Origin of the sequence: Limimaricola variabilis (genome assembly GCF_014195545.1) — a bacterium.
In the GTDB taxonomy this organism is placed as follows: Bacteria; Pseudomonadota; Alphaproteobacteria; order Rhodobacterales; family Rhodobacteraceae; genus Limimaricola; species Limimaricola variabilis.
The window spans coordinates 63,917-89,402 of record NZ_JACIBX010000010.1; the positions used below are offsets into that span (position 1 = coordinate 63,917).

22 protein-coding genes and 1 pseudogene are annotated in these 25,486 nt (G+C 63.2%); 8 read left to right on the forward strand and 15 right to left on the reverse strand.

Going from position 1 to position 25,486, the window contains the following annotated elements; all coding sequences use genetic code 11:
* Positions 1–4 precede the first annotated feature (4 nt).
* Both FHS00_RS13150 and FHS00_RS13155 read left to right on the forward strand, forming a co-directional pair.
* Positions 5–1,516 (forward strand): sugar ABC transporter ATP-binding protein, encoded by a 1,512-nt coding sequence (locus FHS00_RS13150; RefSeq protein ID WP_183474508.1) that lies wholly within the window; start codon positions 5–7, stop codon positions 1,514–1,516.
* Positions 1,513–2,508, forward strand: coding sequence for an ABC transporter permease (locus FHS00_RS13155; protein WP_183474511.1), 996 nt, complete (start codon positions 1,513–1,515; stop codon positions 2,506–2,508). Before FHS00_RS13150 ends, FHS00_RS13155 begins: the two co-directional genes overlap by 4 nt.
* A gap of 618 nt (positions 2,509–3,126) precedes the next feature.
* Here FHS00_RS13155 and FHS00_RS13160 read toward each other — a convergent pair.
* From FHS00_RS13160 to FHS00_RS13185, 7 genes are all read right to left on the reverse strand, one after another.
* The gene (locus tag FHS00_RS13160; protein ID WP_246391322.1) at positions 3,127–3,777 is read right to left on the reverse strand and encodes a transaldolase family protein; all 651 of its coding nucleotides are present in this window, start codon (positions 3,775–3,777) and stop codon (positions 3,127–3,129) included.
* Positions 3,771–3,905, reverse strand: a complete 135-nt coding sequence (locus FHS00_RS17875) for a hypothetical protein (RefSeq protein ID WP_281372315.1) — start codon at positions 3,903–3,905, stop codon at positions 3,771–3,773. Before FHS00_RS17875 ends, FHS00_RS13160 begins: the two co-directional genes overlap by 7 nt.
* Positions 3,902–5,542, reverse strand: coding sequence for an FGGY-family carbohydrate kinase (locus tag FHS00_RS13165; protein ID WP_221188837.1), 1,641 nt, complete (start codon positions 5,540–5,542; stop codon positions 3,902–3,904). Before FHS00_RS13165 ends, FHS00_RS17875 begins: the two co-directional genes overlap by 4 nt.
* On the reverse strand, positions 5,539–7,533 hold the full coding sequence (tkt, locus tag FHS00_RS13170; protein WP_183474514.1) for a transketolase: 1,995 nt from the start codon (positions 7,531–7,533) through the stop codon (positions 5,539–5,541). The genes FHS00_RS13165 and tkt overlap by 4 nt, the downstream gene beginning before the upstream one ends.
* Complete coding sequence (locus FHS00_RS13175) at positions 7,530–8,327, reverse strand: ATP-binding cassette domain-containing protein (RefSeq protein ID WP_183474517.1); 798 nt, start codon at positions 8,325–8,327, stop codon at positions 7,530–7,532. The genes tkt and FHS00_RS13175 overlap by 4 nt, the downstream gene beginning before the upstream one ends.
* Positions 8,324–9,412 carry an ABC transporter permease gene (locus tag FHS00_RS13180; protein ID WP_183474520.1) on the reverse strand — a complete coding sequence of 363 codons (1,089 nt, stop codon included), beginning with the start codon at positions 9,410–9,412 and terminating at the stop codon, positions 8,324–8,326. Before FHS00_RS13180 ends, FHS00_RS13175 begins: the two co-directional genes overlap by 4 nt.
* An 83-nt stretch (positions 9,413–9,495) precedes the next feature.
* Positions 9,496–10,527, reverse strand: coding sequence for a substrate-binding domain-containing protein (locus tag FHS00_RS13185; RefSeq protein ID WP_221188838.1), 1,032 nt, complete (start codon positions 10,525–10,527; stop codon positions 9,496–9,498).
* A 414-nt stretch (positions 10,528–10,941) separates the two neighbouring features.
* On the opposite strand from FHS00_RS13185, the gene FHS00_RS13190 reads away from it, so the two are divergent.
* Positions 10,942–12,084: an ROK family protein gene (locus FHS00_RS13190; protein ID WP_221188839.1), complete on the forward strand. Its 1,143-nt coding sequence runs from the start codon at positions 10,942–10,944 to the stop codon at positions 12,082–12,084.
* Positions 12,085–12,106: 22 nt separating this feature from the next.
* On the opposite strand, the gene FHS00_RS13195 is transcribed toward FHS00_RS13190, so the two are convergent.
* The 8 genes from FHS00_RS13195 to FHS00_RS13230 form a co-directional block, all read right to left on the reverse strand.
* On the reverse strand, positions 12,107–13,165 hold the full coding sequence (locus FHS00_RS13195; protein WP_183474523.1) for an ABC transporter ATP-binding protein: 1,059 nt from the start codon (positions 13,163–13,165) through the stop codon (positions 12,107–12,109).
* 30 nt (positions 13,166–13,195) lie between these two features.
* Entirely contained in the window at positions 13,196–14,035 is an 840-nt protein-coding gene (locus FHS00_RS13200; RefSeq protein ID WP_183474526.1) for a carbohydrate ABC transporter permease, read from the reverse strand.
* Positions 14,025–14,924: a carbohydrate ABC transporter permease gene (locus tag FHS00_RS13205; protein WP_183474529.1), complete on the reverse strand. Its 900-nt coding sequence runs from the start codon at positions 14,922–14,924 to the stop codon at positions 14,025–14,027. The genes FHS00_RS13200 and FHS00_RS13205 overlap by 11 nt, the downstream gene beginning before the upstream one ends.
* 79 nt (positions 14,925–15,003) lie before the next feature.
* Complete coding sequence (locus FHS00_RS13210) at positions 15,004–16,284, reverse strand: ABC transporter substrate-binding protein (RefSeq protein ID WP_183474543.1); 1,281 nt, start codon at positions 16,282–16,284, stop codon at positions 15,004–15,006.
* 934 nt (positions 16,285–17,218) lie between these two features.
* Positions 17,219–18,106, reverse strand: coding sequence for a replication initiation protein (locus FHS00_RS13215; protein ID WP_183474545.1), 888 nt, complete (start codon positions 18,104–18,106; stop codon positions 17,219–17,221).
* A gap of 290 nt (positions 18,107–18,396) precedes the next feature.
* Entirely contained in the window at positions 18,397–18,714 is a 318-nt protein-coding gene (locus FHS00_RS13220; protein WP_183474547.1) for a hypothetical protein, read from the reverse strand.
* Positions 18,698–19,378 (reverse strand): ParA family protein, encoded by a 681-nt coding sequence (locus FHS00_RS13225; RefSeq protein WP_183474549.1) that lies wholly within the window; start codon positions 19,376–19,378, stop codon positions 18,698–18,700. Before FHS00_RS13225 ends, FHS00_RS13220 begins: the two co-directional genes overlap by 17 nt.
* A 626-nt stretch (positions 19,379–20,004) precedes the next feature.
* On the reverse strand, positions 20,005–20,604 hold the full coding sequence (locus FHS00_RS13230) for a LysR substrate-binding domain-containing protein (protein WP_183474551.1): 600 nt from the start codon (positions 20,602–20,604) through the stop codon (positions 20,005–20,007).
* Here FHS00_RS13230 and FHS00_RS13235 point away from each other — a divergent pair.
* The 5 genes and pseudogenes from FHS00_RS13235 (at position 20,494) to FHS00_RS13255 (ending at position 25,128) form a co-directional block, all read left to right on the forward strand.
* A pseudogene (locus FHS00_RS13235) lies at positions 20,494–21,410 on the forward strand (hydroxyacid dehydrogenase). The gene FHS00_RS13230 and the pseudogene FHS00_RS13235 sit on opposite strands and share 111 nt — an antisense overlap.
* A gap of 1 nt (position 21,411) precedes the next feature.
* Positions 21,412–22,086, forward strand: coding sequence for an RraA family protein (locus FHS00_RS13240; RefSeq protein ID WP_183474553.1), 675 nt, complete (start codon positions 21,412–21,414; stop codon positions 22,084–22,086).
* Between the two features lie 30 nt (positions 22,087–22,116).
* On the forward strand, positions 22,117–23,070 hold the full coding sequence (locus FHS00_RS13245) for a Bug family tripartite tricarboxylate transporter substrate binding protein (protein WP_183474555.1): 954 nt from the start codon (positions 22,117–22,119) through the stop codon (positions 23,068–23,070).
* Between the two features lie 74 nt (positions 23,071–23,144).
* Entirely contained in the window at positions 23,145–23,603 is a 459-nt protein-coding gene (locus FHS00_RS13250) for a tripartite tricarboxylate transporter TctB family protein (RefSeq protein ID WP_183474557.1), read from the forward strand.
* Between the two features lie 7 nt (positions 23,604–23,610).
* On the forward strand, positions 23,611–25,128 hold the full coding sequence (locus tag FHS00_RS13255) for a tripartite tricarboxylate transporter permease (protein WP_183474559.1): 1,518 nt from the start codon (positions 23,611–23,613) through the stop codon (positions 25,126–25,128).
* Positions 25,129–25,486 lie beyond the last annotated feature (358 nt).

Here is a 25,486-nt window from a genome sequence, read left to right on the forward strand (position 1 = left end):
CTCCATGTCGCAACCCGATGCCAGCGCCGTGCTCACTCTGAAGGATGTCGAGAAAACCTTCGGCCCGGTCGTCGCGCTGAAACGCATGAGCCTCACCGTTCGGCCAGGCCGGGTTCACACCCTTCTCGGCGAGAACGGCGCCGGCAAATCCACGCTGATGAAGATCCTGGCCGGGGTGCATGCGCCATCCGCTGGCACCATCACCCTTGAGGGTCGGCCCTTCGTCCCGCTCTCGCCGCAGGATGCGGCGGCACGCGGGCTGGCGATCGTTTTCCAGGAGCTGAGTCTTTGCAACAACCTGACGGTGGCCGAGAACATCCTCGCCACGCGCGAGCCGGCTGTCGCGGGGTTTATCTCCGACCGCAAGCTGATTGCCCGGGCGCGTCAGCTGGTCGAGGAGCTCGGCCTACCCGTCAGCGTCACCGCGCGCGTTGCCGACCTGTCGATCGCGCAGCGCCAACTTGTGGAGATAGCCAAGGGGCTCAGTCACGACGCGAAGGTTGTCATCTTCGATGAACCAACGTCTTCGCTGTCGGACTCCGAAGCCGAGATCCTGTTCCGGATCATCGGCCGGCTGAAAGCCCAAGGAAAGGCGGTCATCTACATTTCGCACCGCATGGAAGAGATCATGCGTCTCTCCGACGACATCACCGTCATCCGCGACGGCGAATACATCACCACCGTCGAGGCCCGCGAGACCACGATCGATCACCTGATCGCGCTGATGGTGGGACGGCGGATGGACGAAATCTATCCACCTCGGATCGGAGATGGGCCCAAGCTCCACGTGGCGCCGGTGCTGGCGGTCAAAGGTCTGACCCGCATGGGCGATTTTGAGGATGTGAGCTTCGACCTGCACGCCGGCGAAATCCTCGGCGTCTTCGGTCTTGTGGGTTCCGGCCGCTCGGAGGTGATGAACGCCCTCTTCGGCATGCGCCGCGCCTCCGGCGAAATTCGGCTGGACGGCAAGCCGGCAACGATAGGATCGGCGACCGAAGCAATCCGGCACGGGATCGGGTTCGTTACCGAGAACCGCAAGGAGCAGGGGCTCGTGCTGTCGCACGCCCTGCGCCCCAACATCTCCATGGCGGCCCTGCCCCGTTTCTCGGCGAAGGGATTTCTCAAGCCCCGCGACGAGTGCGCCGAAGCGCGGGCCGAGGTCGCCCGGTTGGCGATCCGGACCAACTCGATCGAAACCATCACCGGCACCCTGTCCGGCGGCAACCAGCAGAAGGTCGTGCTGGCCAAGTGGCTGGCGACGCATCCGCGCGTGCTGATCCTCGACGAGCCCACCCGCGGTGTCGATGTCGGCGCCAAGTTCGAAATCTACCGCATCATTCGCCAGCTCGCGGCGGAGGGCACCGCAATCCTCATGGTTTCCTCCGAGCTGCCAGAGGTTCTGGGTCTCTCCGACCGCGTGATGGTCATGTCCGAAGGACAGGTCAAAACCATAACACCGCGCGAGGAACTGACGCCCGAGCGGGTCATGTCCTTTGCCACGGGAGGCCAGAAATGAACCAGACACCCGCGACCACGTCCCGGCCGACGCTCGATCGATCCGCGCGGCAGGATCTCTTTCGCTCGATGCTGCGCCAGTATGGCGGCATCCTGCTCGCACTTCTGGTGCTGTGCATCTTCTTCTCGGTCGCCAACCCGCGCTTCATGTCGGTAGCCAACTTCATGAACGTGTTCCAGCAGGTCGCGGTCATCGCCATCGCCGCCTTCGGCATGACCTGGGTCATTCTCCTGGGCGAGATCGACCTGTCGGTGGGCTCGATCATCGCGGTCGCCGGCATGGTCGGTGCGCAGATGTTCGCCTTGGGCTGGGGCTTCGCGCCGGCCCTACTCGTGACGCTGCTGACCGGGGCGGTGATGGGCTTGGTGAACGGCATGCTTACCGCGAAGCTGCTTCTGCCCTCCTTCATCGTGACGGTGGCCACGATGAGTATCTATCGCGGGATGGTCAGCCTGCCGACCAACGGCGCACCGGCGATGATCACCGACCCGACCTGGACGGCGATCGGCGCCAACGCCTTTCTCGGCCTGCCAATCATCATCTGGATCGTCGTCGCGCTTTTCCTCGTCAACCACATAGCGCTGTCGCGCACGACCTTCGGACGCAAGACCTATCTGACCGGCGGCAACCGGGAGGCGGCGCTCTATTCCGGAATCAAGGTCGACCGGATGAAGATCGTCATCTTCATGATCTCGGGCCTGATGGCCGCGATATCCGGAATCCTGCTGTCCTCGCGTCTCTATTCGGCGCAGACCAACGCCGGAATGAGCTATGAACTCGACGCCATAGCCGCGGCCGTTCTCGGCGGCACGTCGTTGGCCGGCGGCGTTGGGACCATGGTCGGCACGCTGATCGGGGCGCTCATCATTGGAGCGCTGAACAACGGCATGAACATGATGTCGGTGCCCTACTTCTACCAGCTGATCGTGAAGGGCCTGGTCATCATCGTGGCCGTCTGGCTCGATGTCCGGTCGAAGCGGAAAAATGCCTGAACCTGGCACAGCGGGGATCCGTCATTCTATCGCTAACAGCGACTAAGATTCAGGTGCGCCATTCTCAATGGCTTGACCGTGGTCTACCTATCGGGGTTTGAACTGCCCCCTGCCTCACTTGCTTTGCCAGCCCATACCGCGCACTCAGGCAGGCCCAACCGGCAGGTCAGCATAGCGGCCATGCTGACCTGGTGGCTACCGAAATCGCCCACACGTCTTTTTCCTGTGACTGAGCCGCTATGCTTTTGGTAAATTTTGCTCAGAACTCCTCCAGGTCTCGGAGCGATTTTTCTGCCGTCTTTTTGATCGACACTGCTCGAGGAGGTTGGATGCGTCACGCGGATGGAATGACGAGCAAGCGCTTGCAGCGAATATTCATGGCACGGGCACGTTTGGCGGTAGCTACCATCACCTCATGGCGCTCCTTCCATGCTCCGGATGGTCAGTAGGCGCGAAACGCGTCGAACGAACTGGACCTGACACTCATGAGCGCAACGCAAGCTATGGCCGTACGGATCACTTCTCGTGTCCCTCAACGCGCATGCCCGACGGCCAGCCTGCCGCCCACTAAGTAGGTTAAGCATTTGAATTTAATGTGTTTTACATGAAATAAGCAAATCAGCCTCTATGATCGGCGTCGAAGTTCCGGAGGCCTTCCGCCAAGTTCTCAGTCGCCATCGCGTCGACTTTTATTTCCCCGCGAAACCTGGCTTCGCCCACCTCCCGGACCTCCATCTCCACGACCTGTTCCTGTCTCAGAGCATGGGGCAGTTCAGAGGTATCTTGCGACAGCTCGCACAGAAGGGCCGGAGCGATGGTCAGCCTGTCATACCCAGCCAACGCCTTGATCTGCGCCACGTTGCGGAACGACGCTCCCATGACAATGGTCCCGATGCCACTGGAATTGTAGTAGTCGAAGATCCGCCGCACCGACCGCACCCCTGGATCGACGTCGGAGGCATAGCCATCGACGCTGTCGGCTTTCCAATGCCAGTCGGTGATCCGCCCTACGAAGGGCGAGATCAGATAGACCCCGGCATCAGCACAAGCGGCCGCTCGGACCAGTAAAAACAGTAGCGTGAGGTTGCAATCGATGCCCTTGGCCTGGAGGATATCCGCTGCACAAATACCCTCCCAGGTCGCCGCGAGCTTGATGAGGGCGCGATCCTGCGGCATGCTACGCGCTGCGTAATCAGTGATGATCTCATGCGCGCGGACCACCGACCCGGCGGTGTCGAAGGACAGACAGGCATCGACCTCAGTCAACATCCGGCCAGCACCAGTAACGGGTTGGTGGTGCAGTCGACCGGCGCATATCGCCGCATCGCCATCAGATCGCCGGTATCTGCAACCGCCGTCGTTATCTCGCGCAGTTGATCGAGAACGCTTGCGATCAATCGGCCTCCAAGGTGATCTGTTGAAGGCGAGCGCGGGAGTCCTCTACCCGTTCCGCGCTCTCCCTGATCCCGGCGGGACCGGTCGCCGCCAGGTCGCCGAGCGCGGTCATTGCGGCGATCAGTACCGGATCACGAGTTAGCGCCTCATACTGGCGATAAAGCCGGGTATACACGGAATGGGCCCCGGGATCGGAGCGGTATCTTCGCGCGGTGGTGGTGCCGAACCGCGCGGCGCCTTCACCGAAATCCGCGACGAGACCCGATGCGACCGCGCCATGTATCGCGGCACCGACTGCGGTGGGATTAGCGATCTCGGGAACCTCAACATCGCGTCCCAGCACATCGGCCATGATCTGAATCAGCAGCGGATTGCGAGCCGCCAGCCCGCTGGTCATCACGACGCGATTGATCTCGAACCCACCCGCCTCGTAAAGCTCGACCATTAGCCGCATTCCGAAACACAGCGACTCGAGGAGCGCTCTGTACATACCCACGGGGTCGCTGCGGTGGGTCAGTCCCACGAACAGGCCGCTCAACGCGGAATTGGCATGCGGCACCCGGTTACCGTTCCACCAGTCCAAGGCCAGAAGCCGGTTCTCGCCCGGTGCAAGCCAGCCGGCGGCGGCGTTGTAATGGGCGAAACTCTCATCGCGATCAGCGCCACGCGGAAACGCATTAACGAACCAGCTCAACATGTCGCCGAAGCTGGCCTGCCCGGCCTCATAGCACCACAGGCCGCGGATCGACCCGTCATGGGCCGTCCCTTCGATCCCCTCTGGCAGCGGGCGATAGGCGTCGGTGAGCATGAGCGAAACTGCCGAGGTGCCGAGTGCACCGACAAAGCAACCATGATCGACCGCTCCGATGGCGGGCAGCACGACATGGCTGTCGATTACCGCCACGGCGACGGCGCAGGGACCGATGATCCCGGTCCGCGCCAGCCACTCCGACGACAGGTGACCGGCTATGTTGCCAACGGGTTCGGGCCGGCCCAGCCGCGTCGCCAAGCCCGGCACGACATTGTCGGGATAGCCCGTGTCCGGGTCGTATTGCGCCTTGTAGGCGGCGAAGCCGAGGCTACGCACCTCGTGCCCGGTCAGTTGCCAGACCAGCCAGTCGCCCGCCTCAATGAAACGCTCCGTGCGATCCCAGCTCTCAGGACTTTCCTCGGCGATCTGGGCGGCCTTGGCCAACAGCCATTCGCCCGACACCTTGCCGCCGAAGCGATCCATGAAAGCCCCGCCCGTCGCGTTGATGCGATCGGCCTGGCCCTGGGCGGCGCCGTGCTTCCACAGCTTGACATAGGCATGCGGATCCTCCGGGTGCAGTACTGACAATGGAGTGCCGTCGGCCAGCGTCGGCATTGGCGAGCTGGCGGTGAAGCCGATACCGATGCCCGCCACCTCGCGGCCCCTGCCGATTGCACTGAGAATCGCTTCGGCGGCCTCGGTGTAATCGGTGGCAACCTGAAGTGCCCAGCCATGCGCCAGCGGTTCTCCGCACGGCAATCCGGTGGTCAGCGTATCATGACGATACGCATGCACATGCGATGCGATCTGCCGGCCGGTGTCGGCCTCGAGCAGCACGCCACGGGCCGAGGCCGAGCCGAAATCGAGGCCGATGACGTGACGGGTCATGATCCGAGGCTTTCCACGGCTTGGATGACCGCCTCAGGCGTCAGCCTGAAATAATCGAACAACGCATCGGGTGCGGCGGATTCTCCGAAGCTGTCGATGCCGATGCAGCGCCCGTTCGGCCCGACGTATTTGTGCCAGCCGCCGGTGGCCCCCGCCTCGATGGACACCACGGGAACGCTCGCGGGCAGCACCGAATCGCGGTATTCCGCTGGCTGGCTGTCGAAGCGGCCGGTCGACGGCATCGACACGACGCGCACATGGACATTGCGTTCTGCCAGCCGCGCGGCGGCGGCGGTCGCGATCTCGACTTCCGAACCAGTGGCCAGCAGGATCGCCGCCAATGCGCCCTCTTCGCGACGGAGCACATAGCCGCCCCGGCGGATCTCGCAGACAGTCTCGGGGGTGCGATCCTGCCGGGTCAGACCCTGACGGCTGAGCGCGAGCACGGTCGGCTTGGCCCTGTTCTCGATCGCGACAGTCCAAGCGACCGCGGCTTCCACCGCATCGCAAGGTCGCCAGAGGTCAAGGTTCGGCATTAGTCGCAGGCTGGCGAGATGTTCGATCGGCTGGTGCGTCGGACCATCCTGCCCCAGTGCGATGGAGTCGTGGGTCAGCACGTGGATCGTCCCGAGCTTCATCAGTGCGGCCATACGGATCGCGTTGCGGGAGTAGTCCGAGAAGGTCAAATAAGTGGCACCAAAAGGCCGCATCCCGCCGTGGGCGGCAAGGCCGTTCATGATTGCCGCCATGCCGAATTCGCGCACGCCGTAGTAGATGTAGTTGCCGCCTTGCTCCGCCGTGATCGGATCCATCCCGGACCAGTTCGTTAGGTTGGAACTGGCCAGATCGGCCGAACCACCAATCAATTCCGGCAACAACGGGGAAAAATGGGTGATCGCATCGAGACTGGTCTTGCGAGTGGCCACGGAGGCCGTCTCGGCCCCGATCCGAGCGATAAAGGCCTCGGCCTGCGTCTCGAAGTCCACGGGCAAGTCTCCCGCCATCCGCCGCTCGAGAGAGACCGCCAGATCGGGGAACGCTCGACGGTAGTCGGCGAAGCGCTCAGTCCATTCCGCCTCGCGGATTTCGCCCTCACTGCGCATGTCCCACGCCTCGGCAATCTCGCGGGGGATCTCGAAGGGTTCGTGCGGCCAGCCGATGGCGGCGCGCGTCGCGGCGATCTCGGCATCGCCCAGCGGCGAGCCGTGGCTGTCATGACTGTTGGCCTTGTTGGGGGCGCCCTTGCCGATCGTGGTCTTGCAGCAAATCAAGGTTGGGCGCGATGCATCGGCCCGGCCCTCGGCGATGGCGCGGTCGACCGCATCGACATCGTGGCCATCGACATCGGCGATGACCTGCCAGCCGTAGCTGGCAAAGCGTCGTGGCGTGTCGTCGGTGAACCAGCCATCGACATGGCCATCGATCGAGATGTTGTTGTCATCGTAAAGCACGATTAGCTTGCCCAACCCCAACGTACCGGCGAGCGAGCAGACCTCGTGCGAGATGCCTTCCATGAGGCATCCATCGCCGAGAAAAACATAGGTGTAATGGTCGACGACGTGGTGGCCGTCGCGGTTGTATTCCGCAGCCAGCGCCTTCTCCGCGATAGCCATGCCGACGGCGTTCGCGATCCCCTGCCCCAGCGGTCCGGTCGTAGTCTCGACGCCCGGGGTATAGCCGCGTTCGGGATGGCCGGGCGTCTTGCTGTGCAAGCTCCGAAAGGCCTTGAGATCGTCAATCGAAAGATCGTAGCCACTCAAGTGCAGCAGCGCATAGATGAGCATTGAGCCGTGCCCGTTGGACAGGACGAACCGATCGCGGTTTATCCAGTCCGGGTTGGCAGGATTGTGACTCAGATGCCGCCGCCACAGCGCCGTGCCGATCTCAGCCATGCCCATCGGCATACCGGGGTGGCCAGAATTGGCCCTTTGGACTGCGTCCATGCTGAGCGCACGAATGGCATTAGCCATATCTGTCGTGTTGCTGGTCATTGAACTGGCTCTCCTTCGGGAATCTTATGGACGACCGGGGGCGCCATGGCGCCGGTCATCATGGCCACGACATCGGGCATGGTCGTTTCGGACGTGGGCAGAACGCACAGGCGGCGCCCCAGCCGATGGATGTGGATGCGGTCCGCGATCTCGAAGACATGTGGCATGTTGTGGCTGATCAGCACGATCGGCAGTCCACGAGCGCGCACGGCGAGGATCAGGTCGAGAACCCGGCGCGATTCCTTGACGCCAAGGGCAGCGGTAGGCTCGTCGAGGATCACCACCTTGCTGCTAAAGGCACAGGCACGGGCGACCGCGATGCCCTGCCTTTGCCCGCCCGACAGCGTCTCGACCCGCTGGCTGATGTTCTGCACGGTAGTCAGGCCCAGAGCCGTGAGCTGTTTTCGGGCTTCGGCATCCATCGCTTTGCGGTCGAGATCACGGGACAGTCGGCCCCAGATCCCGCCCTTGCGGCGCTCCCGGCCCAGGAACAGGTTGTCCGAGATCGACAGCGCCGGCGACAGGGCCAGGCCCTGATACACGGTCTCGATCCCGGCATCCCGCGCCTCGAGCGGCGACGCGAACTGCACCGGCTTGCCCTCCAGCCAGACCTGACCAGCCGAGGGCTGCACCGCGCCCGACAGCGCCGAGATCATCGTCGACTTGCCGGCGCCGTTGTCGCCGACCACGGCGAGGATCTCGCCGGGCATCAGGTCGAAATCGGCATGGTCGATGGCTGTGACGCGTCCGAATTTCTTGACGAGGTTGCGGGCCTTGAGAACGGGAGTGCTCATTGCGACACCTTTCGGATCCACTGGTCGAGAAGCACGGCGAGGATGACCAGCAGGCCGACCGCGAATTCCTGCCAGAGGATGTCGGCGCCCGACAAGGCCAGGCCGTTGCGGAACACTCCGACGATCAGCGCGCCGATCAGGGTGCCGAGCACCGAGCCCCGCCCGCCGAACAGGCTGGTGCCGCCGATCACCACGGCGGTGATGGAGTCGAGGTTGGCGAGCGCGCCGGAGGTCGGCGAGACCGCGCCCACCCGGCCGATCATCAGCCACCCGGCGAAGGCGCAGATGGCGCCCGCCACCACGTAGACCGCCAGAAGCGTGTTACGAACGTTGATGCCCGACAGGCGCGCGGCGTCGGGGGCGTCGCCCACCGCGTGCACGTGGCGGCCGAAGGCGGTGCGGGCGAGCACGAACCACAACACCGCCGCCAGCACGAGCAGCAGGATCGAGCCCACGGTCAGCTGCGCGCCTCCGATCCGGAACGATGTCCCGGTCAGCAGCAGGCTCGGCGTGGTCTCGGCCAGCTCGCGGCCGCTGATCGTCTGCGAGCCGGAGACATAGAGAACCATCGCGCCGATCATCGCGAAGGTGCCCAGCGTGACGATAAAGGGCGGCAGGCGGAACACGGCCACCAGAAGGCCGTTCAGCAAGCCGCAGCCCAGGCCCACGGACAGCCCGATGGCGAAGATGAACTCGGCGGGCAGTCCGAAGCTGACCGCGGCGCGCCCGGCGACGACCGTGGTGAGGATCATCACGACGCCGACCGAGAGGTCGATGCCGGCGGTCAGGATGATCAGCGTCTGCGCCATCCCGACGGTCCCAATGATCGTCACCTGCTGGAGGATCAGCGACAGGTTGTAGGGATGCAGGAAGGTCCGCCCCGAGATCCAGCTGAACAGCACGACACCCAGCAGCAGCACCAGCAGGGGAACGGTGGTCGGATACTCGTTCAGGAAGGTCTGGATCCGACGCAGCCACCCGCCATCGGTTTCGGCGAACTGTGCGGTGTCGCTGGAGGCTCCGGCAGCCGCAACCTCGTAATCCGCAGGCCCGCGCCGCAGCACGGCGAGCTTTTCATCAGTCATCTGCGTGTCCGATCATGAGAGGGGACGGGGCCGCGCGGTGGCACGGCCCCCGGGGAGGTGGAGGGATGCTCGGGCGGGCCCGATCAGCCCCAGCATTCCTCCAGCGCTTCCTCGGAGGTGATCGAGGGCACGCCCTCGACCGGCGCATCGGTCACCAGCTTCACGCCGGTGTCGAAGAAATCGAGCCCCTCGGTCGGCGTCGGCTTCTCGCCGGTCCGGGCGAACTCGACCACCGCCTCGACGCCGAGCGCCGCCATCTTCAGCGGGAACTGCATTGCCGTGGCGCCAATCACCCCGGCCTGCACGTCGCGCACGCCAGGACAGCCGCCGTCGACCGAGGTGATCAGCACGTCGTCCTGCACGCCGGCGGCCTTCAGCGCCTCGAAGGCCCCGGCCGCGGTCGGCTCGTTGATGGTATAGACCACGCCCAGATCGGGTGCCTGCTGGAGCAGCATCTCCATACCGGTGCGCCCGCCCTCCTCGGAGCCTTGGCCCCAGCGATGGCCGACGATGCGGGGATCATCCTCGTCGAGATATCGGCTCGGGTCCTTGGCGTCGATTCCGAAGCCCATCATGAAGCCCTGGTCGCGGGCGACGTCGACCGTGGGCTGGTTCTCGAGCGCATCGAGGAAGGCGACCTTGGTGGTCTCGGCCGCGTCACCCAGCGTGCCGGCGGCCCACTGGCCGATCAGCCGGCCCGCCATCACGTTGTCGGTGGCGAAGGTCGCGTCGGCGGCCTCGGCCGGATCGAGCGGCGTATCGAGCGCGATCACGAGGATACCTGCGGCCCGTGCCCTCTCGATAGACGGCACGATGGCCTTGGTGTCGCTGGCGACGATCAGGATGCCGCTGGCACCGGCCGCGATTAGGTTCTCGATGGCGGCGATCTGGGTCTCGTTGTCGCCATCGAACTTGCCGGCGAATGAGCGAAGCTCGACGCCGAGCCTGTCGGCCTCGGCCTGGGCGCCCTCGTCCATCTTGGCGAAGAAGGCGTTTGAGGCGGTCTTGGTGATCAAGCCGACGATGATCGGTTCCTGTGCAGACGCACTGCTTGCAAGAATGCCCAGGCTCAGCGCGGCCGCCGCAGTGCGGGCGACGGTTTTCTTGATGTTCATTTGGGTCTCCTCCCCAGAAATCTCCCGGCTTACCGGGATGAGCGGAGTAGATCTTCAGTTTATGATAAAATCAATACATAAGTATTGATGCTAAAGTATTATATTTTTCATAAGCATGGGTTTATATTGTAAGTCAGTAGGATAAGGCGAAGCTCTTCCTCGATGACTTTCACCCCTGACAAGCTTTTCCAACCATCTATGCAGCCTAACCGTGCACACCGGCAGCTGGCAGGCGGCAGCGCCGGACTTTTGTAAAGAATCGTATATATCTCCTTTCCGTGACGCGCGCGGGCCTTTACACTCATGTCGATGCAGAATGACAGGTGTGACTTGCCCTCCTCCGACAAGACGTCCGCTCATCCCTCTCACGGGGCATTGTCATTGTTGACTCATATCGCATTGGCCCGCGGGGACATGTCGCGGTCCGATCTGGTCGATACCACCGGCCTCAGCCGCGTCACAGTGGGCCAGCGGCTCAACGAGCTTTTCGAGCATCGGCTGATCGTGGAGGCAGAGCGGACCAAGTCGTCCGGCGGACGCCCGACCCGGCCGGTCACCCTCAATCAGGATGCCGGGCTGATCGCGGTGGCGGATCTGGGAGAGACCCATGTCCATTTCGGACTGACGGATCTCGACGCGCGGCTGTTGATCGAGGACACGACTGCCTTCGACATCCGCCAGCCGCCTGGTGAGACCCTCGACCTGATCTCCGACGGCATCGGAGACCTGATGTCACGGCTGGGCGGCGACGGTCGGCGGCTGGCTGGCCTCGGCCTTTCCCTTCCTGCACCGGTCAACTTTCAGGCCGCCACGGTCGAGGGGCCGTCGGTCATGACCGGATGGGACAATTTCGACATTCGCGGACATCTCGCCCGTCGCCTTCCGGTGCCGGTCATGGTCGACAACGACGTGAACCTCTTGGCCATCTCCACCGTCGCGGGCATGCAGGACCGCTCCGCGCAGATCGTCTTCATCAAGGTCGGGACCGGCATCGGCTGCGGCATCATCGCCGATGGCCTCGTCTTTCGCGGCGCCAACGGCGCGGCCGGTGATGTCGGCCACATGCAGCTGACGGCCGAGCCGGACAAGCTGTGCCGCTGTGGCAAGCTCGGCTGCGTCGAGGCCGTGGCCGGCGGATGGGCGATCGCCCGCGATCTCCGGGCGCTGGGAATCGAGGCTGAAACCGCCCGCGACGTGGCCGATCTCGTGCGTCAGAACGTACCCGAGGCGATCCAGCTTGTGCGCCGCGCCGGCCGCGTCGTGGGCGAGGTCGTCGCCAGCCTCGTCAGCGTGCTCAATCCCGGGCGGATCGTCGTCGGCGGGATGATGGCGGAAACCGGCGAACACCTGCTCTCCGGCGTGCGCGAGATCGTCTACCAGCGCTGCCTGTCGCTGGCGACACGCGACCTGACCATCTCGATGGCCCCCCACGATCCGTCCGCCGGCCTGCATGGCGCGGCGTTGCTGGTGCGGGAGACCATCTTCACCCCGGCCAACGTTGCAGAAACGACGATCCGGCTCCTGTCCCCCCCGGAGGCCGCGCGGCAGTCCGCTTGACCGGCCCGCGCGCTCCGACGGCTCACCGCCGCAGTTCGGTCCGCGCGTCGAAGACGTGCAGCGTCGCCAGGTCGGGGCGCAGGCCGACGCGCTCGCCTACCGCGACCGGGCGCCGGTCGCGATAGAGGACCGTGAGTTTCGCCTCACCCACCGCGACCGTCGCCACCGTCTCGCCCCCCATCGGCTCGATCGCGTCGATCACGCCGTCGATGCCGTCCTCTGGCGCGCAAAGCTGAAAGTTTTCCGGGCGAACACCGCAGACGACATCCTCGGGAAGCGTTTCGGCCTGACGCCTTTGCTCCCATGGAAACGTCACGCCGAACAGCGTGAGACCTGTGTCGTCGGTCGTGGCCGGCATCAGGTTCATTGAGGGCGAGCCGATGAACCCCGCGACGAAGACGTTGCGCGGTGCATCGTAGACGTCGATCGGTCGGCCAGCCTGCTGGATCTCTCCGCCGCGCATGACCACGATCTTGTCGCCCATCGTCATCGCCTCGACCTGATCATGCGTCACGTAAATTGAAGTTGCCCCCAGCCGCCGATGCAGCGCCTTGATCTGGGCACGCATCTCGACCCTCAACTTGGCGTCGAGATTGGACAACGGCTCATCGAACAGGAACACGGAAGGATCGCGCACGATCGCCCGCCCCATCGCGACCCGCTGCCTCTGCCCGCCGGACAGGGCGCGCGGCGTGCGATCCAGCAGCGGGGTGAGCGCGAGAAGCTCGGCCGCCTCGGCGACGCGACGTTCGATCTCGGCCTTCGGAAACTTCCGCATCTTCAGCGAGAACCCGATGTTCTGACGAACGGTCTTGTGCGGGTAGAGCGCGTAGTTTTGGAACACCATGGCGATGTCGCGGTTCTTGGCCGCGACGGTGTTGACCACCCTGTCGCCGATCCGCGCCTCGCCGCCGGTGATCGCCTCGAGCCCGGCGATCATGCGCAGAAGTGTCGATTTTCCGCAGCCGGACGGGCCGACCAAGACGACGAACTCGCCATCCGCGATTTCGAGATCGAGGTTCTGGATCACCTCCACCATGCCATAGGTCTTGTTGAGGGCCGATAATGTCACCGAGGCCATGGCCATCTCCTGAGTTAGGTTCCGCGAGGGTTACTTGACGGCGCCGCTGGTCAGGCCGCTGACGATCTGCCGCTCGAACAGCAGGTAGAGAAACAGGATCGGGATGATCGTGGTGATCGTGAATGCATTGATTAGCGGCCAGTCGGTCAGCCCCATGTTGTCGCGCATGGCAAACAGCTGGAACGGCAGCGTGCGCATGTCGCCCGAGGTAGTGAAGGCCAGCACGAAGGGGAATTCGTTCCATGCCTCGCGCAGCGACAGGATGCCGGCCGTCACCATTCCCGGCAGCGAGATCGGCACCACGATCCCCCAGATCCGCTGCCAGATCGAAGCGCCGTCGATCGCCGCCGCTTCCTCGAGTTCACGCGGCACGGCTTGGAAGAAGCCGATCAGGATCCAGGTCGCCATCGGGACTGCGGTGGCGGTGTAGGTGACGATCAGCACCGTATAGGTATCGAGCAGGTCGAGCCGAGCGATGACGTCGTAGAGCGGGATGATCAGGCTGGCACGCGGCAGGATGCGCGGCACCAGGATGAACAGCAACAGGACATGCCGCCATGCAAAGGCGTATCTGGCGAAGCCGTAGGCTGCCAGCACGGAGACAAACAGTGTCAGGACGGTGGAGGTGATCGCGAGATACAGGCTGTTGCCGAGATACTGATAGAACCCTTCCGAGGAGAGGACCCGGCCGTAATTGTCGAGTGTCGGATTCTCGGGGATGAAGCCCTCGGAGTAGAGCGTCAGCGGCGTCTTGAACGAGGCCGACAGCGACCACAGGATCGGCAGCACGGCCCAGATCGTCAGCAGGACAAGGGCGGTCCAGGCTGCGAAGCGCGTGCCCTTGGAGGCGATGCCGGTTTCACTTGTCATGTTGCGCCCTCCCGGCGGCACGGAGAAAGACCGCGCTCAGAGCGATGTTGATGATCAGGATCACGATCATCACCGCCGCCCCGGTGGAATAGTTCAGGTCGCGGAACGCCAGCTGGTACATGTAGACGGCCAGCACTTCGGTCGACCGGCCCGGGCCGCCGCCGGTCAGCGGCAGGATGATGTCGAACATGTTGAAACTCGCGAAGCTCAGCCACATCAGCGCCAGCGACAGCATCGGCACGATCGAGGGAACCGTGATATGGACGAATTTCTGCGGTGCGGAGGCTCCGTCGATGTCGGCGGCGGCATAGAGCTCGGGATCGATGGTCTGCAGCCCGGCCAGCAGGATCAGCGTCGAGAACGGCGCGATGAACCAGACATTCGCCATGGTGATCACCATTAGCGCCTTGGTCGGATCGGCCAGCCAGGAAACCGTGGAATAGCCGAGTGCGCCGGAAATCTGGGTGACAATGGCGTTGTCGCCGGTGAATAGGAACCGCCACATGACGGCCGTCGCGACACCGGAAACGAGATAGGGGATCAGCGCGATGGCGCGAAACAGGCTGCGCGCGAAACGGATCTGGTTCAGGGCAAGCGCATGAACCAGCGACATCAGCACGCCGATCACGATGGTGGCGCCGACGAAGATCAGCGAGATGACCAGCGAATTGCGGAACCCGTCCGATCCGAACAGATCCCTGTAATTGCGCAACCCCACGAAAGGTTGGCCCGGCTCCCAGACCTCGATCTGGTAGAATGACATCAATATGCCCCGCACTACCGCGTAGCCCAGTACCCCGGCGACGATGGCGATGGCGGGAAACAGCAACAGATAGGGCGTCAGCCCTTGGGCCAACCGGTCGCGGAAGCTTGGTTGGATCGTGTTCATCGGATCACCTCACATGCGTGCGGCGGACAGGGCGGGGGCCGGATGTCTCCGGCCCCTGACTGGCGTAGCGTTGCGCGGATCAGCCGCCGACGAGATCGCGGATGGCGGCCTGATGCTTGGCCGCGATCGCGGCCGGATCGCCGTCGGGCGTGTTCAGCGCCTCCTGCATCGCGTCGAGCAGGATCTGGTAGATTTGCGTCTGGCGCGGATGCGTCGGCAGCGGCGCCAGATCGGAGAAGGCTTCCGCGAAGCTGGAGGCCCAGGGTTTGACCCCGTTGTAGTCCTCGGACTCGAACACCGACAGAACCGTGCCCGGCTGGTAACGCGCCGAGACCTCGCCGACATTCTCCGGGTGGGCCAGATACTGCATGACCTTGAGGATAGCCGCGTCCTCGGCCGCGTCCGTCGTCACCAGGAACGGCCAGCCGAGCGTCATGGTGCGGGCCGCCTCCTCCGCGCCCGGGCGCGCCGGCGGACGCGCGCCCGCCCATTGCGCATCCCACTCCAGGCTTTCGTTCAAGGTCGGATAGATGTTGTCGCCCAGCAGCGCCTGCGCCGCCTCTCCGCCGATGAAGGCCGTGCGCATGGCGCTCGAATCCCAGGCCAGCACATCGGGAGAGGTCAGCTCTTCGCGCACAAGCGTCTGGTAGAAGCCCAGCAGGTAGTGCCCGGCCTCGCTGTCGAGCTGCGGCACACCGTTCTCGAACTGCCCGCCCATAGACATGAAGGCCGACAGGAACCAGACCGGATCATGCGCCCTGCTGCCGATGAGCGCAAAGCCTGTATAACCCTCGGCCTTGGCCGCACGGGCGAACTCAAGGACATCGTCCCAAGTCTGCGGCTCATCCAAGCTGACCTCGTTCAACCAATCCTTGCGATAGGTGTACCAGAACGGACCCGCATAAAGCGTCACACCATAGGGCGTGCCATCGAGGGAGGCCATCTCAAGGCCGACCGAGGAGATATCGTCGAGTGCCGCCGGATTTTCGGCCCGCCAAGCCTCCAGTAGGCTCGAGACGTCCCTGACTGCGCCCTGCGCCACCAACGGGGCAAGCCCGTCAGCTGGAACCTGCACAATATCCGGCGCCCTGTTAGATTGCGCCGCCCGGAGCGTGTCGGCTACGGCCTGCTCAAGCCGTACCACGTCGGTGGTCACCTGAATATCAGGGTTGGCCGCGTGGAAGCTCTCGAACGCATCAGCAGGGATGAAATTTTCGCGGCCGAACCACACGGTGATCTCCGTCGTTTCCTGCGCCAGCGCGCTCTGCGCAAAGCCCATGAGCATCGCGCCCGAGATCATCAATCTGTGCGCTATCGGTCGCCAACGTCCCAGTACGGTGGTGGTCTGAATCTGCGTCATATGGGTCTCCTCCCAGCAATGGTCGCTTCACTCTGTGTCGGAGAAGACCGAGACAATGCGCTTAACCAGGGCTACCTGCACAGGCACCTACGGCACCCCCTTTCGTTGCCGCCCCCTCGACCTCTCCGGGTCGGCCCTCCTGCCAACAGAACCAAAGTTACCCCAAGGATTTTCATATATGCAATATGTTCTATCATTTTTCTTACATAAGAATACCATATCATGTCTGTTTTTTTCGTAAGTGGCCCGGATTTGAAGACTTGGTAAGTTTCCATGCTCGGCTCTCCCGCTCGGTCAGTGCGTCGACACCATCCGCAGGCATGCCGCCGTCGGCGCAAAAGACGCGGGCAACCGACGTGCGTGACCGCGCTATGACTTGCAACGCCCAGCGATGTTCTGCGTCGGTTGCGTGAGTGGGAGGTGCTGCTGATAGGCTATTCGGTCAGAGCCCGAAGTAGCAGCTCGATTACTACCTGCACCGCCCCACTCGGCTCTGAAAAACATCTCATCCGCCAAATTTGCCATGAAAACGACATTGGACCAGTAGGCCACATAGCCTTAGATCGTGACCTGCTTCCGGGAAATTGGACCGCTGGCATTGGGAAAAGTCTCGTAAACTGCCGAGCAAACAACGCAAGGAAGACCGATGCGGACATTTTGGTTCAGCAAACAGCAGATCGCCTTCATCCTGAAGAAGGCGGATGACGGGCTCAGGTCAGAGTCTCAAGAAAGGCGGGTTTTATGTCATCAGGCATAATGGCCATACGCCCGACAGCATGACCGGATCGGCAGAACGGCTGGCCTCCACCACTACGCCGCGAGATTTCTTCTGACTTGCCCTCGCGAAGAATGAGAAATCCGGGGGATGTGGCATCAGCCTTAAACCAAGCTACAGGAAGCCATAGGTTGGAGCTGACAACCTTCTGATACGGTATCAGCTATCATCCAATAGTGAGGAATCCGGGGTAGCCTTCCGCCTTAGGCGCTCTTTGCGCAAAGAGATTGCTATAGAGGGCAAGGGTGCAATGTGCTGCACCTGTCCTGCGATGCGGGCACGTCGACCGACCTTGGGCCTCTGCGCTTCTGCCCAAGCCGCCTTGAGCTCTTCTTCCGACTTCCGCCACCAACCGACACGGATATGCGTGACCCGTCGCCCGGTCTTCAAGGGCGCGACCGTGATATTGAAAGGCGCAAGGGCGTTGATTTCGTCTACTGCCGGTTTCAGCACATGCTTGTTAAGTGCGCCGAAGGCCGGATACTTGCCCTCTTCTACGCCCAGCATCTGCCGGAAGTCGTCCAGCCCGATCTCTTGAAACACCTTGCGGCTCAGATTTGACCACTGAGAAGCGTTTTCATAAAGTGAAACCGCATACTTAGAGCTGAACGCCATCAGTACCGGCAGTGCGATCTTGCCCCAGATCGAACTATCGCGAAGCATCTCCACCAACCGCTTGTCGAAGGAGTAGCTAAGCGTTCCGGCTCGGCGGTCAGGGTCATCCATGTCGTTGCCACCGAGAAACTGTACCCGGCGCGTCCGCCCCCCCGAAAGCTTCACAGTTAGAATCGTCTGCATCAGCGAAACGATCGCTTCCTCGACCATTTCAGAGCCTTTATGCCCATCCGGCCGCAACTCAGCCAGCTCGATAGTATAATCCTTACCCTCGCGGATCCCCTGCTGGTGGGCATTGTGCCAAAGGATCGTGATCGCCCGGCGCGCGTTTAGTGTAAGCGTCTGATGGCCCGTGATTTGAATCAGTTCGGAGGGCTTAATGGCCTCATCACGGGATGGCGTTAAGGCCAAGACACGGAGCTCTTCAGACATGGCGCCACCTTAGGGTGAGTCGGATTTATTGTGAAACACAATTTTGCTCAAGATTCACATTTTAAGCCCAGCAAAGACGTCTGTGGATAAGTCGAGCCGCGTTCCCCCGGAAACCTCACATTTAGGCCCCGAAGTCCTCATCCGTCGCCCCGGAGACCTCACTTCTTGCCCCGAGAACCTCACCGCAAACCCCGAAAACTTCACAGATTGGCCCGTAGCATCCTGAATACATGAGAAAAAAAGGACCCTGAATCTATGAATCTATGAATCCCGAAAGGGATAGAAGTGACTCACCGCCGCCCCTGCCCTTCAAACTCACGCATCAGGATGTCGAGCATATCGGCATAGGTCCGACGATCGGATTTGCAAAGAAGCTTGAAGCGCTCGATGATATCGAGCGGCGCCTTGATAGAGATCTGACCATCTCGAACTTCTTGGCGGCTTGGCCATCGTGCTGGTGAGGCCGCGTAACTTCCTTCCCGAGATGATTCGGAAAATGAGGAATCCGGGGCCTCTCGTCGCGGTCGTACCTCATCACGTGGCGCCGTCCGCTGGCGAGACTCGGGTTCGAACTGTTGCAAGCGGCTGAAATCAAGCGACTTGGGCATTCATGGCCTCCTCAAGCATGTCTATCACCTCGGACGCGAAGCGCTGCGCGTTCTCGACCGCTTTGTCGATGCCATTCACATCGGCAGGGTTGAGATCGCGAAGTCCAGCGCCGGCATTGTGCAGCGATGAAAACGCCGTGCGGCGGTGCAGTTGCGTGGCAAAGACTGGAGCCGCGGCCTTTAGTTCGGCTTGAATATGGCGCTCCAGCTTACTCTTTACAGCAGCAGAGGTGCGCGCGAACAAGATGGCCGCAGGAATGTCTCGACGGCGAGCCCTGCCCTCCATGGCTACTTCAGCCAAGGTCTCGATCGCGGCATCTGCATCCTGTTGTTCCTCACCAGCAGGAATGATGACGAGATCGGACTCGGAGATAGCAAACGACGTCAATCGGCTGGCGGTCCCTTCCAAGTCAATCAGTACGAACGGAGCGCGGCCTCGTGCGACAGCAATCTCATCCTGAATGTGACGTTCTCCAGCGCTCGCGACCACCTCGATGCCCTGCGGTAGCGGCGCAAGCTGCGACCACCGTTTCAGACGCTGCGCCGGATCAGCGTCTATGATGACGACTTGTGTGCCTTGTGCCGCAAGTTCAGTGCCCAGGACGATGCAAGACGTGGTCTTGCCTGCGCCACCCTTTGAACTGGCGAATGATATGGTAGGCATGAACCAGCTTCCCTGTTCTTGACTGCTCTGCCTCAACCTACCCATAGGAAGGAGTAGCATGGCAAGGCCAGGACTGCACCGACATGGCTGACCATTGGTATCGTGTGGCTTGAATGCCATTGGTTGGATACCCACGGGTACCCTACGGTACCGCGGGGAACGGTACAGTATCGAAAATCGGCGGATCAATAAGCAGTCACTCCTGATGTAATAATGCAGGTTCGCGACGTATAGTATTGTTATAAGATAGTATTATTCTGTCAACGTTCACGCGACGCACAGCATGATCGCGAATGTCTACACAAGTGTAGGGTAGGGTCCGAATGCTACGGATACTCTTGGCTGTCCCTGGATATCCTATGGTACCAAGTAGTGCTCATTGGAGGAATTGAACTGACGCGCATTGCAATCGAAAGAAGTGACGGACACCTCCCAACCAAAGCCGAAAATCTAAAATTATGACAGGCGATTTGGCATGGCTCGCCTGTTGATGCCATGCAGAGCAGTGCTTCGATGTCGCTCGTGTTCCATCCAAAAAAGGGCAGGGAACAACCGAAGAAAAACCATCATACTCACGCTTACCTCCATGTCGGTTTAGTTCGAAGCATATCCAAGGCCGCCCTCTATTAAGTACTTGGTTCAGGAAGCGGAGAGAGATCTGCCTTTGGGCGAGAGCGCTGCACCCCGTATGACCCACAAAGCTCAACAAGGGCGCCATGGATGCGCTCGATGATCTCGCCACGCGTCGAGACTTGCCGTTCCACCAGTCCGATCCGTCGGGTCAGTTGGGGCTCGCCGAACGGAATGCGTACCAGCGCCTCGTTCTCTGGTTCCTGCAATGCAACGTGGGGCACCACCGAGATACCAAGGCCTTGGCGCACGCAGGTCATGATCGCGCCGATCGTGTCGATAGCGGCCACGTCCTGTGTCACCACCCCCAAGCGCGACAGTTCGGTGTCGATCAGGTTGGCCAGCGGTACTGGACTCTGGAACCGGACGAAGGGCAGGGTAGCAAGCGCCTGCGCCGCGCCCTCGATTTCAGTGCCCGGCGGCGCAACCAGCCAAAGGGGCTCGCAAAGGAAAGGGCTCCAGCGTAGGGCAGGGGGGAAGCCGACATGCTCGGCCACCACAGCGGCGTCGAGCCGGCCCGCCGCCACGTCGGAGATAAGCGTGGTGGAGTTAGCGACGACGAGGCTCGTCTTCAGCTCGGGATAACGTGCCCGCATCTGCACGTCATTTCGAAGCACGGGGTCGGGGTGGACAACATCGATCTCGAGGCCGCGGCGCGGCGGGGCATCCCGGTGCTGGTGGCCACCGGAGCGAACGCCGTCTCCGTGGCCGAGCATGCCATTGCGCTGTTGCTGGCCGTGGTGAAACGGGTCGTGCCGCTGGATGCCGGCCTACGCGCAGGTCGCTGGGAGAAGCCAGGGTTCCAAGGGCGTGAACTGGCAGGGGCGACGCTCGGTCTCGTCGGCATGGGAGCCATCGCTCAAGCCACCGCGCGGTTCGCCAAGGCCCTCGGCCTCGAACTGGTGGGCTTCGACCCCTATGCACCGGACGAGGCGTTTCGCGAGATCGACGCCACCCGCTGCGAGACGCTGGCCGAACTGCTGCCGCGCGCCGAGATCCTCAGCCTTCACTGCCCCTGACCGAAGAGACCCGCGCCATCGTCAACGCCGATACGCTTGCACAGATGCCGAAGGGAAGCTTCGTCATCAATACCGCACGCGGCGGGCTGATTGACGAGGTGGCGCTCCTGGAGGCGGTGCGCTCGGGCCAGCTGGCCGGGGCGGGGCTCGACAGCTTCGCCACCGAGCCGCCGGGCGCCGCCCACCCCTTCTGGGCAGAGCCGCGCATCACCGTCACCCCGCATATCGGCGGCGTGACGCGCGAGGCCGGCGCCCGGGTCGGTGTCGAAGCTGTGCGCGGCATCATCGACATCCTGGAGGGCCGCCCCGTGCCGCCCGCCCGTATCGTGAACCGAAGGCTGCTGGAGGCGTCGAGGGCGCCGCTGGCCAAGATGGAGGACTGACATGTCCCAGGGATTTCGCATCCTAACCCGCCACCGTACCGCCTCGCGCGCACTGGTCGAGGCCTTTGCCCGGCTGCCGGTCGCCAACGTCTCGGACGCCATGGCACGGATGAGCGGCGCCGGGCCGCGGCTGCGGCCGATGCACCGCTCGGGTGGCATGGCTGGCGTGGCGCTGGCCGTGAAGTCGCGGCCAGGCGACAACCTGATGCTGCACAAGGCGATCGACATGGCCGTGCCCGGCGACGTGATCGTTGTCGATGCCGCCGGCGACCTGACCAATGCGCTGATGGGCGAGCTGATGTTGGCTTATGCCGTCAGAAAGGGCGTCGCGGGCTTCGTGCTCGACGCGGCGATCCGCGATGCGGATGCGTTTCTTGAGACCAATCTGCCTACATTCGCTGCCGGTATTACACATCGCGGCCCCTACAAGGACGGGCCCGGCGAGATCAACGTGCCTGTCAATCTGGGCGGGATGATCGTGTCCCCAGGCGACATCGTGCTGGGCGACAGCGACGGCGTGCTCGCGGTGCCGATCGACGATGCCGAACAGGTTCTGGCCCGCACCGAGGCCAAGCAGGACGCCGAAGCGAAGCAGATGCAGGCTATCGCCGAGGGGCGCAATGACCGGTCCTGGGTGGACGCGGCGCTGGCGCAGCGCGGCTGCGCCTTTCCATAGATCTGACATCAACCGATAGGGAGGAGAACGATGTCCAACTTCATGCACAAGGCGGTCCTGACGGGTGCCGCGATCATGCTGGCCGGAGCCGCATGGGCCGAATATCCCGAGAAGCCGATCGAGGTCATCGTCGGCTATTCCGCCGGCGGCGGCACCGATGTGATGGCGCGCACCGCCGCGCCCTTCATCGAAAAGTATCTTGGCGATGGCGCCAGCGTCGTCGTCAAGAACATGCCCGGCGCCTCCGGCCAGATCGGCATCACCGAAGCGGCGCATGCCGATGCCGACGGCTACACGCTGGGCACGTTCAACCTGCCGGGGATGATGGCACGCACCATCGACCGCGAGGCCGAGTACGACACCGAGAGCTTCACCTATCTCGCCAACGTCGTGAACGACCCCAATGTCATCGTCACCCGCAAGGGCAGCGGTCTCGACAGCATCGACAAGCTGATCGAGGAGGCTACGGCCAATCCCGGGGCCGTCACTGTCGGCATGTCGAGCTTGGGTGGCGACGACCATTTCATGCTGATCAAGCTCCAGGAGCTGACTGGTGCCGAGTTTACCATCGTGCCCTTCAAGGGATCGGCTCCGGCGCGCACCGCGCTGATGGGCGGTCACGTGGCGATGGGCATCCTCAACATCTCCGAGGTCGCCGAATTCCAAGAGGAACTCAACCTGCTTGGCGTCGCCACCGAAGAACGGTCGGAATTCGCGCCCGACTTGCCGACCTTCAAGGAGCAGGGCGTCGATCTGGTGAACGGCTCAATGCGCGGGTTTGTCGCGCCGGCCGGCCTGCCGGAAGAGGTCGAGGCCAAGCTGGTAGAGGCCTTCGCCCAGCTCGAGGCTGATCCCGAGTTCATCGAGGCGATGAACGCCACTGCCAACCCGGTCGAGGTGGTGACCGGCGCGGAGTTCAAGGCACTGACGCAAGAGCTCCATGACCTCGCCCAGGGCGTCTGGGAAACATCCCCCTGGAACTGAGCCGGCATCGGTTCACGCGCGGGCGGCTCGTCGCCCGCGCGCCCAGTTCACCCCTAACTCGCGGAGCCTGCGCCATGTCGGACCACCGACCCAGCCGCCTTGTCCGGCCCGAGACGCTCACCGCGCTCGGCATCATCTTCCTTGCCCTCGCCTTTCTCGTGCCAACCACCGGGTTGCGCCCGATTTCGGCACTTCTACCGGCGGCCATGCTGGCGGGGCTCATCCTTCTATCGGCGATCCTGTTGATCCGCGACCAGCGCCGGGCTTCTGCCGGCAGCAAAACGGCGCCCCTGACGCAGGCACCCCGTCGGGTGATCGGCGCCTTCGCGTTGATCGCAGGCTATGCCGTCGCCACGGATCTCGCTGGCTTCTACCCCGCTACCGCCATCGCCATTCCGCTGGTGGCTTGGCTGTTCGGCTATCGCAGCCCGGCGGGCCTTGCGCTGGCGACTACCATCGTTGTGGGCAGTGCCTGGGCGATCTTCGATCTCGGGATGTCACAGGATTTCCCCGCCGGCCGGCTCTGGCAGTGAGGCTCACATGTATTCCGATCTTCTGAACGCGCTGCCCGAGGTTCTCGGGCTCAGCAACTTCCTTGCTGTGATCATCGGCGTGATCGCCGGCATCGTGGTGGGCGCTATGCCCGGCCTCTCGGCCACCATGGCGATCTCGGTGCTGGTGCCCTTCACCTTCGGTCTGGAACCGCTGGTCGCCCTCGGCCTGATGGCGGGCATCTACAACGGTGCCATGTATGGCGGTGCGATCCCGGCAGTGTTGCTGCGCATCCCCGGCACGCCGGCCGCCGTCGCCACCACCTTCGACGGCTATCCGATGGCGCAGAAGGGCGAGGGCGGCTACGCGCTACAGGTGGCAGTGGTCTCCTCGGCGGTGGGCGGCATTGCCTCGGCCTTCGCGCTGATGCTGCTGGCGCCGCCGCTCTCCAAGGTAACATTGTTGTTCGGCCCCTCGGAGGTGTTCTGGGTCGCGGTCTTTGGCCTTGCCTCGATCATCTTCCTGCTCGGCGGCAACCCGATCAAGGGGCTGATCAGCGCCTGCTTCGGGGTCTTCGTTTCGGTCATCGGCTCCGACCCGATCTTCGGCACCGATCGCTACACCTCCGGTCAACTCGAATTGCTCGACGGCATCTCCATCGTCATCCTGCTGGTCGGTCTTTACGCACTGCCACCGGTAATCGACCTGCTGGAGACGCCGCTGAAGACCGACGGCGTCAACAGTTCCAAGCTTGGCACCGAGCCGATCTGGAAGACTCTGCCGCGCATGGGCCGCTTCTGGAAAACTTGGTTGCGCTCGTCCTTCATCGGCATCTGGATCGGCATCCTGCCGGGTGCGGGCGGCTCGATGGCGGCCTTCATGTCCTACAATGAGGCGCGCCGCGCCAGCCGCACCCCCGAGACCTGGGGCGAAGGCGAGCCCGAGGGCGTCGCCGCCTCGGAGACGGCGAACAACGCCGACACCGCCTCGGCACTGATCCCGGCTCTGACACTGGGCATCCCCGGCACCGCGGTCGCCGCGGTCGCCGCGGTCATGCTGGGCGGGCTGCTGGTGCACGGGCTGCAACCGGGGCCGATGCTGTTCCGCGAGAACCCGGACGTGGTGTTCGGCTTCATGTGGCAGTTCCTGTTCGGCGCGATCCTGCTGATTTTGCTCGGCGGCTCGCTGGCTACCAACAGCTTCGCGCGGCTCCTCAACCTGCCGCGGCCGCTGCTGGGCTCGGTGATCATCGTGCTGATGCTGATCGGCGTCTACTCGATCCACGGGCGGATGTTCGACGTCTATCTGATGCTGGGTTTCGGTGCGATCGGTTGGGTGATGGACAAGCTGAAGTTCCCGCTGCCGCCAGTAGTGCTCGGCCTGATCTTGGGCGGTTTCGCCGAGGAGAACCTGCGGCTGGCGCTCCGCATCGGCCGCGGCGACTGGACGGTGCTTTTCGCCAACACGACGAGTCTGGTGCTGGTGGCTCTGACCGTGGCTGTGGTGGTGGGGCCGATGGTGAAGCGTCGCCTGGCGAAGAGAGACCTCAGGACCAAGGAAACCTGAAACGCCTCCGGGCGGCGGATGCCGCCCGCATAAAGCATGCATACATCTGGGAGGAGAACGAGATGGGCGGCGTCGTTGTCTGCTAAACTGGAATGGGTCTCGTCTGGGTGCATGACGCGCTCGGTCGGCCCGTGGCCGTCGTGCGGTCGCCGCGGGGTCTTGGCACCACGAACTGCGCTTTCGGCGGCCCCGATCGGCGCAGCCTGTTCATTACCGAGTCCGATACCGGATCGATACTGAAGGCCGAGTTCCCGCCTGAGCTCGGAATTGCCGGTGCGCCGATCTTCGGTCTCGACAGCGCCTGATCCCGGCGGACCGAGCCGCTGCCGGTGACGCGCGCCGTGGCCCAGTCTATGAT

Coding starts and splice junctions, on each gene's coding strand:
- FHS00_RS13185 (WP_221188838.1), bottom strand. CDS start 10,527: ATGAACATCAAGAAAACCGTCGCCCGCACTGCGGCGGCCGCGCTGAGC.
- FHS00_RS13225 (WP_183474549.1), bottom strand. CDS start 19,378: ATGCCTACCATATCATTCGCCAGTTCAAAGGGTGGCGCAGGCAAGACC.
- FHS00_RS13255 (WP_183474559.1), top strand. CDS start 23,611: ATGTATTCCGATCTTCTGAACGCGCTGCCCGAGGTTCTCGGGCTCAGC.
- FHS00_RS13245 (WP_183474555.1), top strand. CDS start 22,117: ATGTCCAACTTCATGCACAAGGCGGTCCTGACGGGTGCCGCGATCATG.
- FHS00_RS13205 (WP_183474529.1), bottom strand. CDS start 14,924: ATGAACACGATCCAACCAAGCTTCCGCGACCGGTTGGCCCAAGGGCTG.
- FHS00_RS13160 (WP_246391322.1), bottom strand. CDS start 3,777: ATGTTGACTGAGGTCGATGCCTGTCTGTCCTTCGACACCGCCGGGTCG.
- FHS00_RS13215 (WP_183474545.1), bottom strand. CDS start 18,106: ATGTCTGAAGAGCTCCGTGTCTTGGCCTTAACGCCATCCCGTGATGAG.
- FHS00_RS13210 (WP_183474543.1), bottom strand. CDS start 16,284: ATGACGCAGATTCAGACCACCACCGTACTGGGACGTTGGCGACCGATA.
- FHS00_RS13150 (WP_183474508.1), top strand. CDS start 5: ATGTCGCAACCCGATGCCAGCGCCGTGCTCACTCTGAAGGATGTCGAG.
- FHS00_RS13240 (WP_183474553.1), top strand. CDS start 21,412: ATGTCCCAGGGATTTCGCATCCTAACCCGCCACCGTACCGCCTCGCGC.
- FHS00_RS13200 (WP_183474526.1), bottom strand. CDS start 14,035: ATGACAAGTGAAACCGGCATCGCCTCCAAGGGCACGCGCTTCGCAGCC.
- FHS00_RS13165 (WP_221188837.1), bottom strand. CDS start 5,542: ATGACCCGTCACGTCATCGGCCTCGATTTCGGCTCGGCCTCGGCCCGT.
- FHS00_RS13230 (WP_183474551.1), bottom strand. CDS start 20,604: ATGCGGGCACGTTATCCCGAGCTGAAGACGAGCCTCGTCGTCGCTAAC.
- FHS00_RS13220 (WP_183474547.1), bottom strand. CDS start 18,714: ATGCCCAAGTCGCTTGATTTCAGCCGCTTGCAACAGTTCGAACCCGAG.
- FHS00_RS13190 (WP_221188839.1), top strand. CDS start 10,942: ATGTCGCGGTCCGATCTGGTCGATACCACCGGCCTCAGCCGCGTCACA.
- FHS00_RS13175 (WP_183474517.1), bottom strand. CDS start 8,327: ATGAGCACTCCCGTTCTCAAGGCCCGCAACCTCGTCAAGAAATTCGGA.
- FHS00_RS13155 (WP_183474511.1), top strand. CDS start 1,513: ATGAACCAGACACCCGCGACCACGTCCCGGCCGACGCTCGATCGATCC.
- FHS00_RS13250 (WP_183474557.1), top strand. CDS start 23,145: ATGTCGGACCACCGACCCAGCCGCCTTGTCCGGCCCGAGACGCTCACC.
- tkt (WP_183474514.1), bottom strand. CDS start 7,533: ATGACCAGCAACACGACAGATATGGCTAATGCCATTCGTGCGCTCAGC.
- FHS00_RS13180 (WP_183474520.1), bottom strand. CDS start 9,412: ATGACTGATGAAAAGCTCGCCGTGCTGCGGCGCGGGCCTGCGGATTAC.
- FHS00_RS13195 (WP_183474523.1), bottom strand. CDS start 13,165: ATGGCCTCGGTGACATTATCGGCCCTCAACAAGACCTATGGCATGGTG.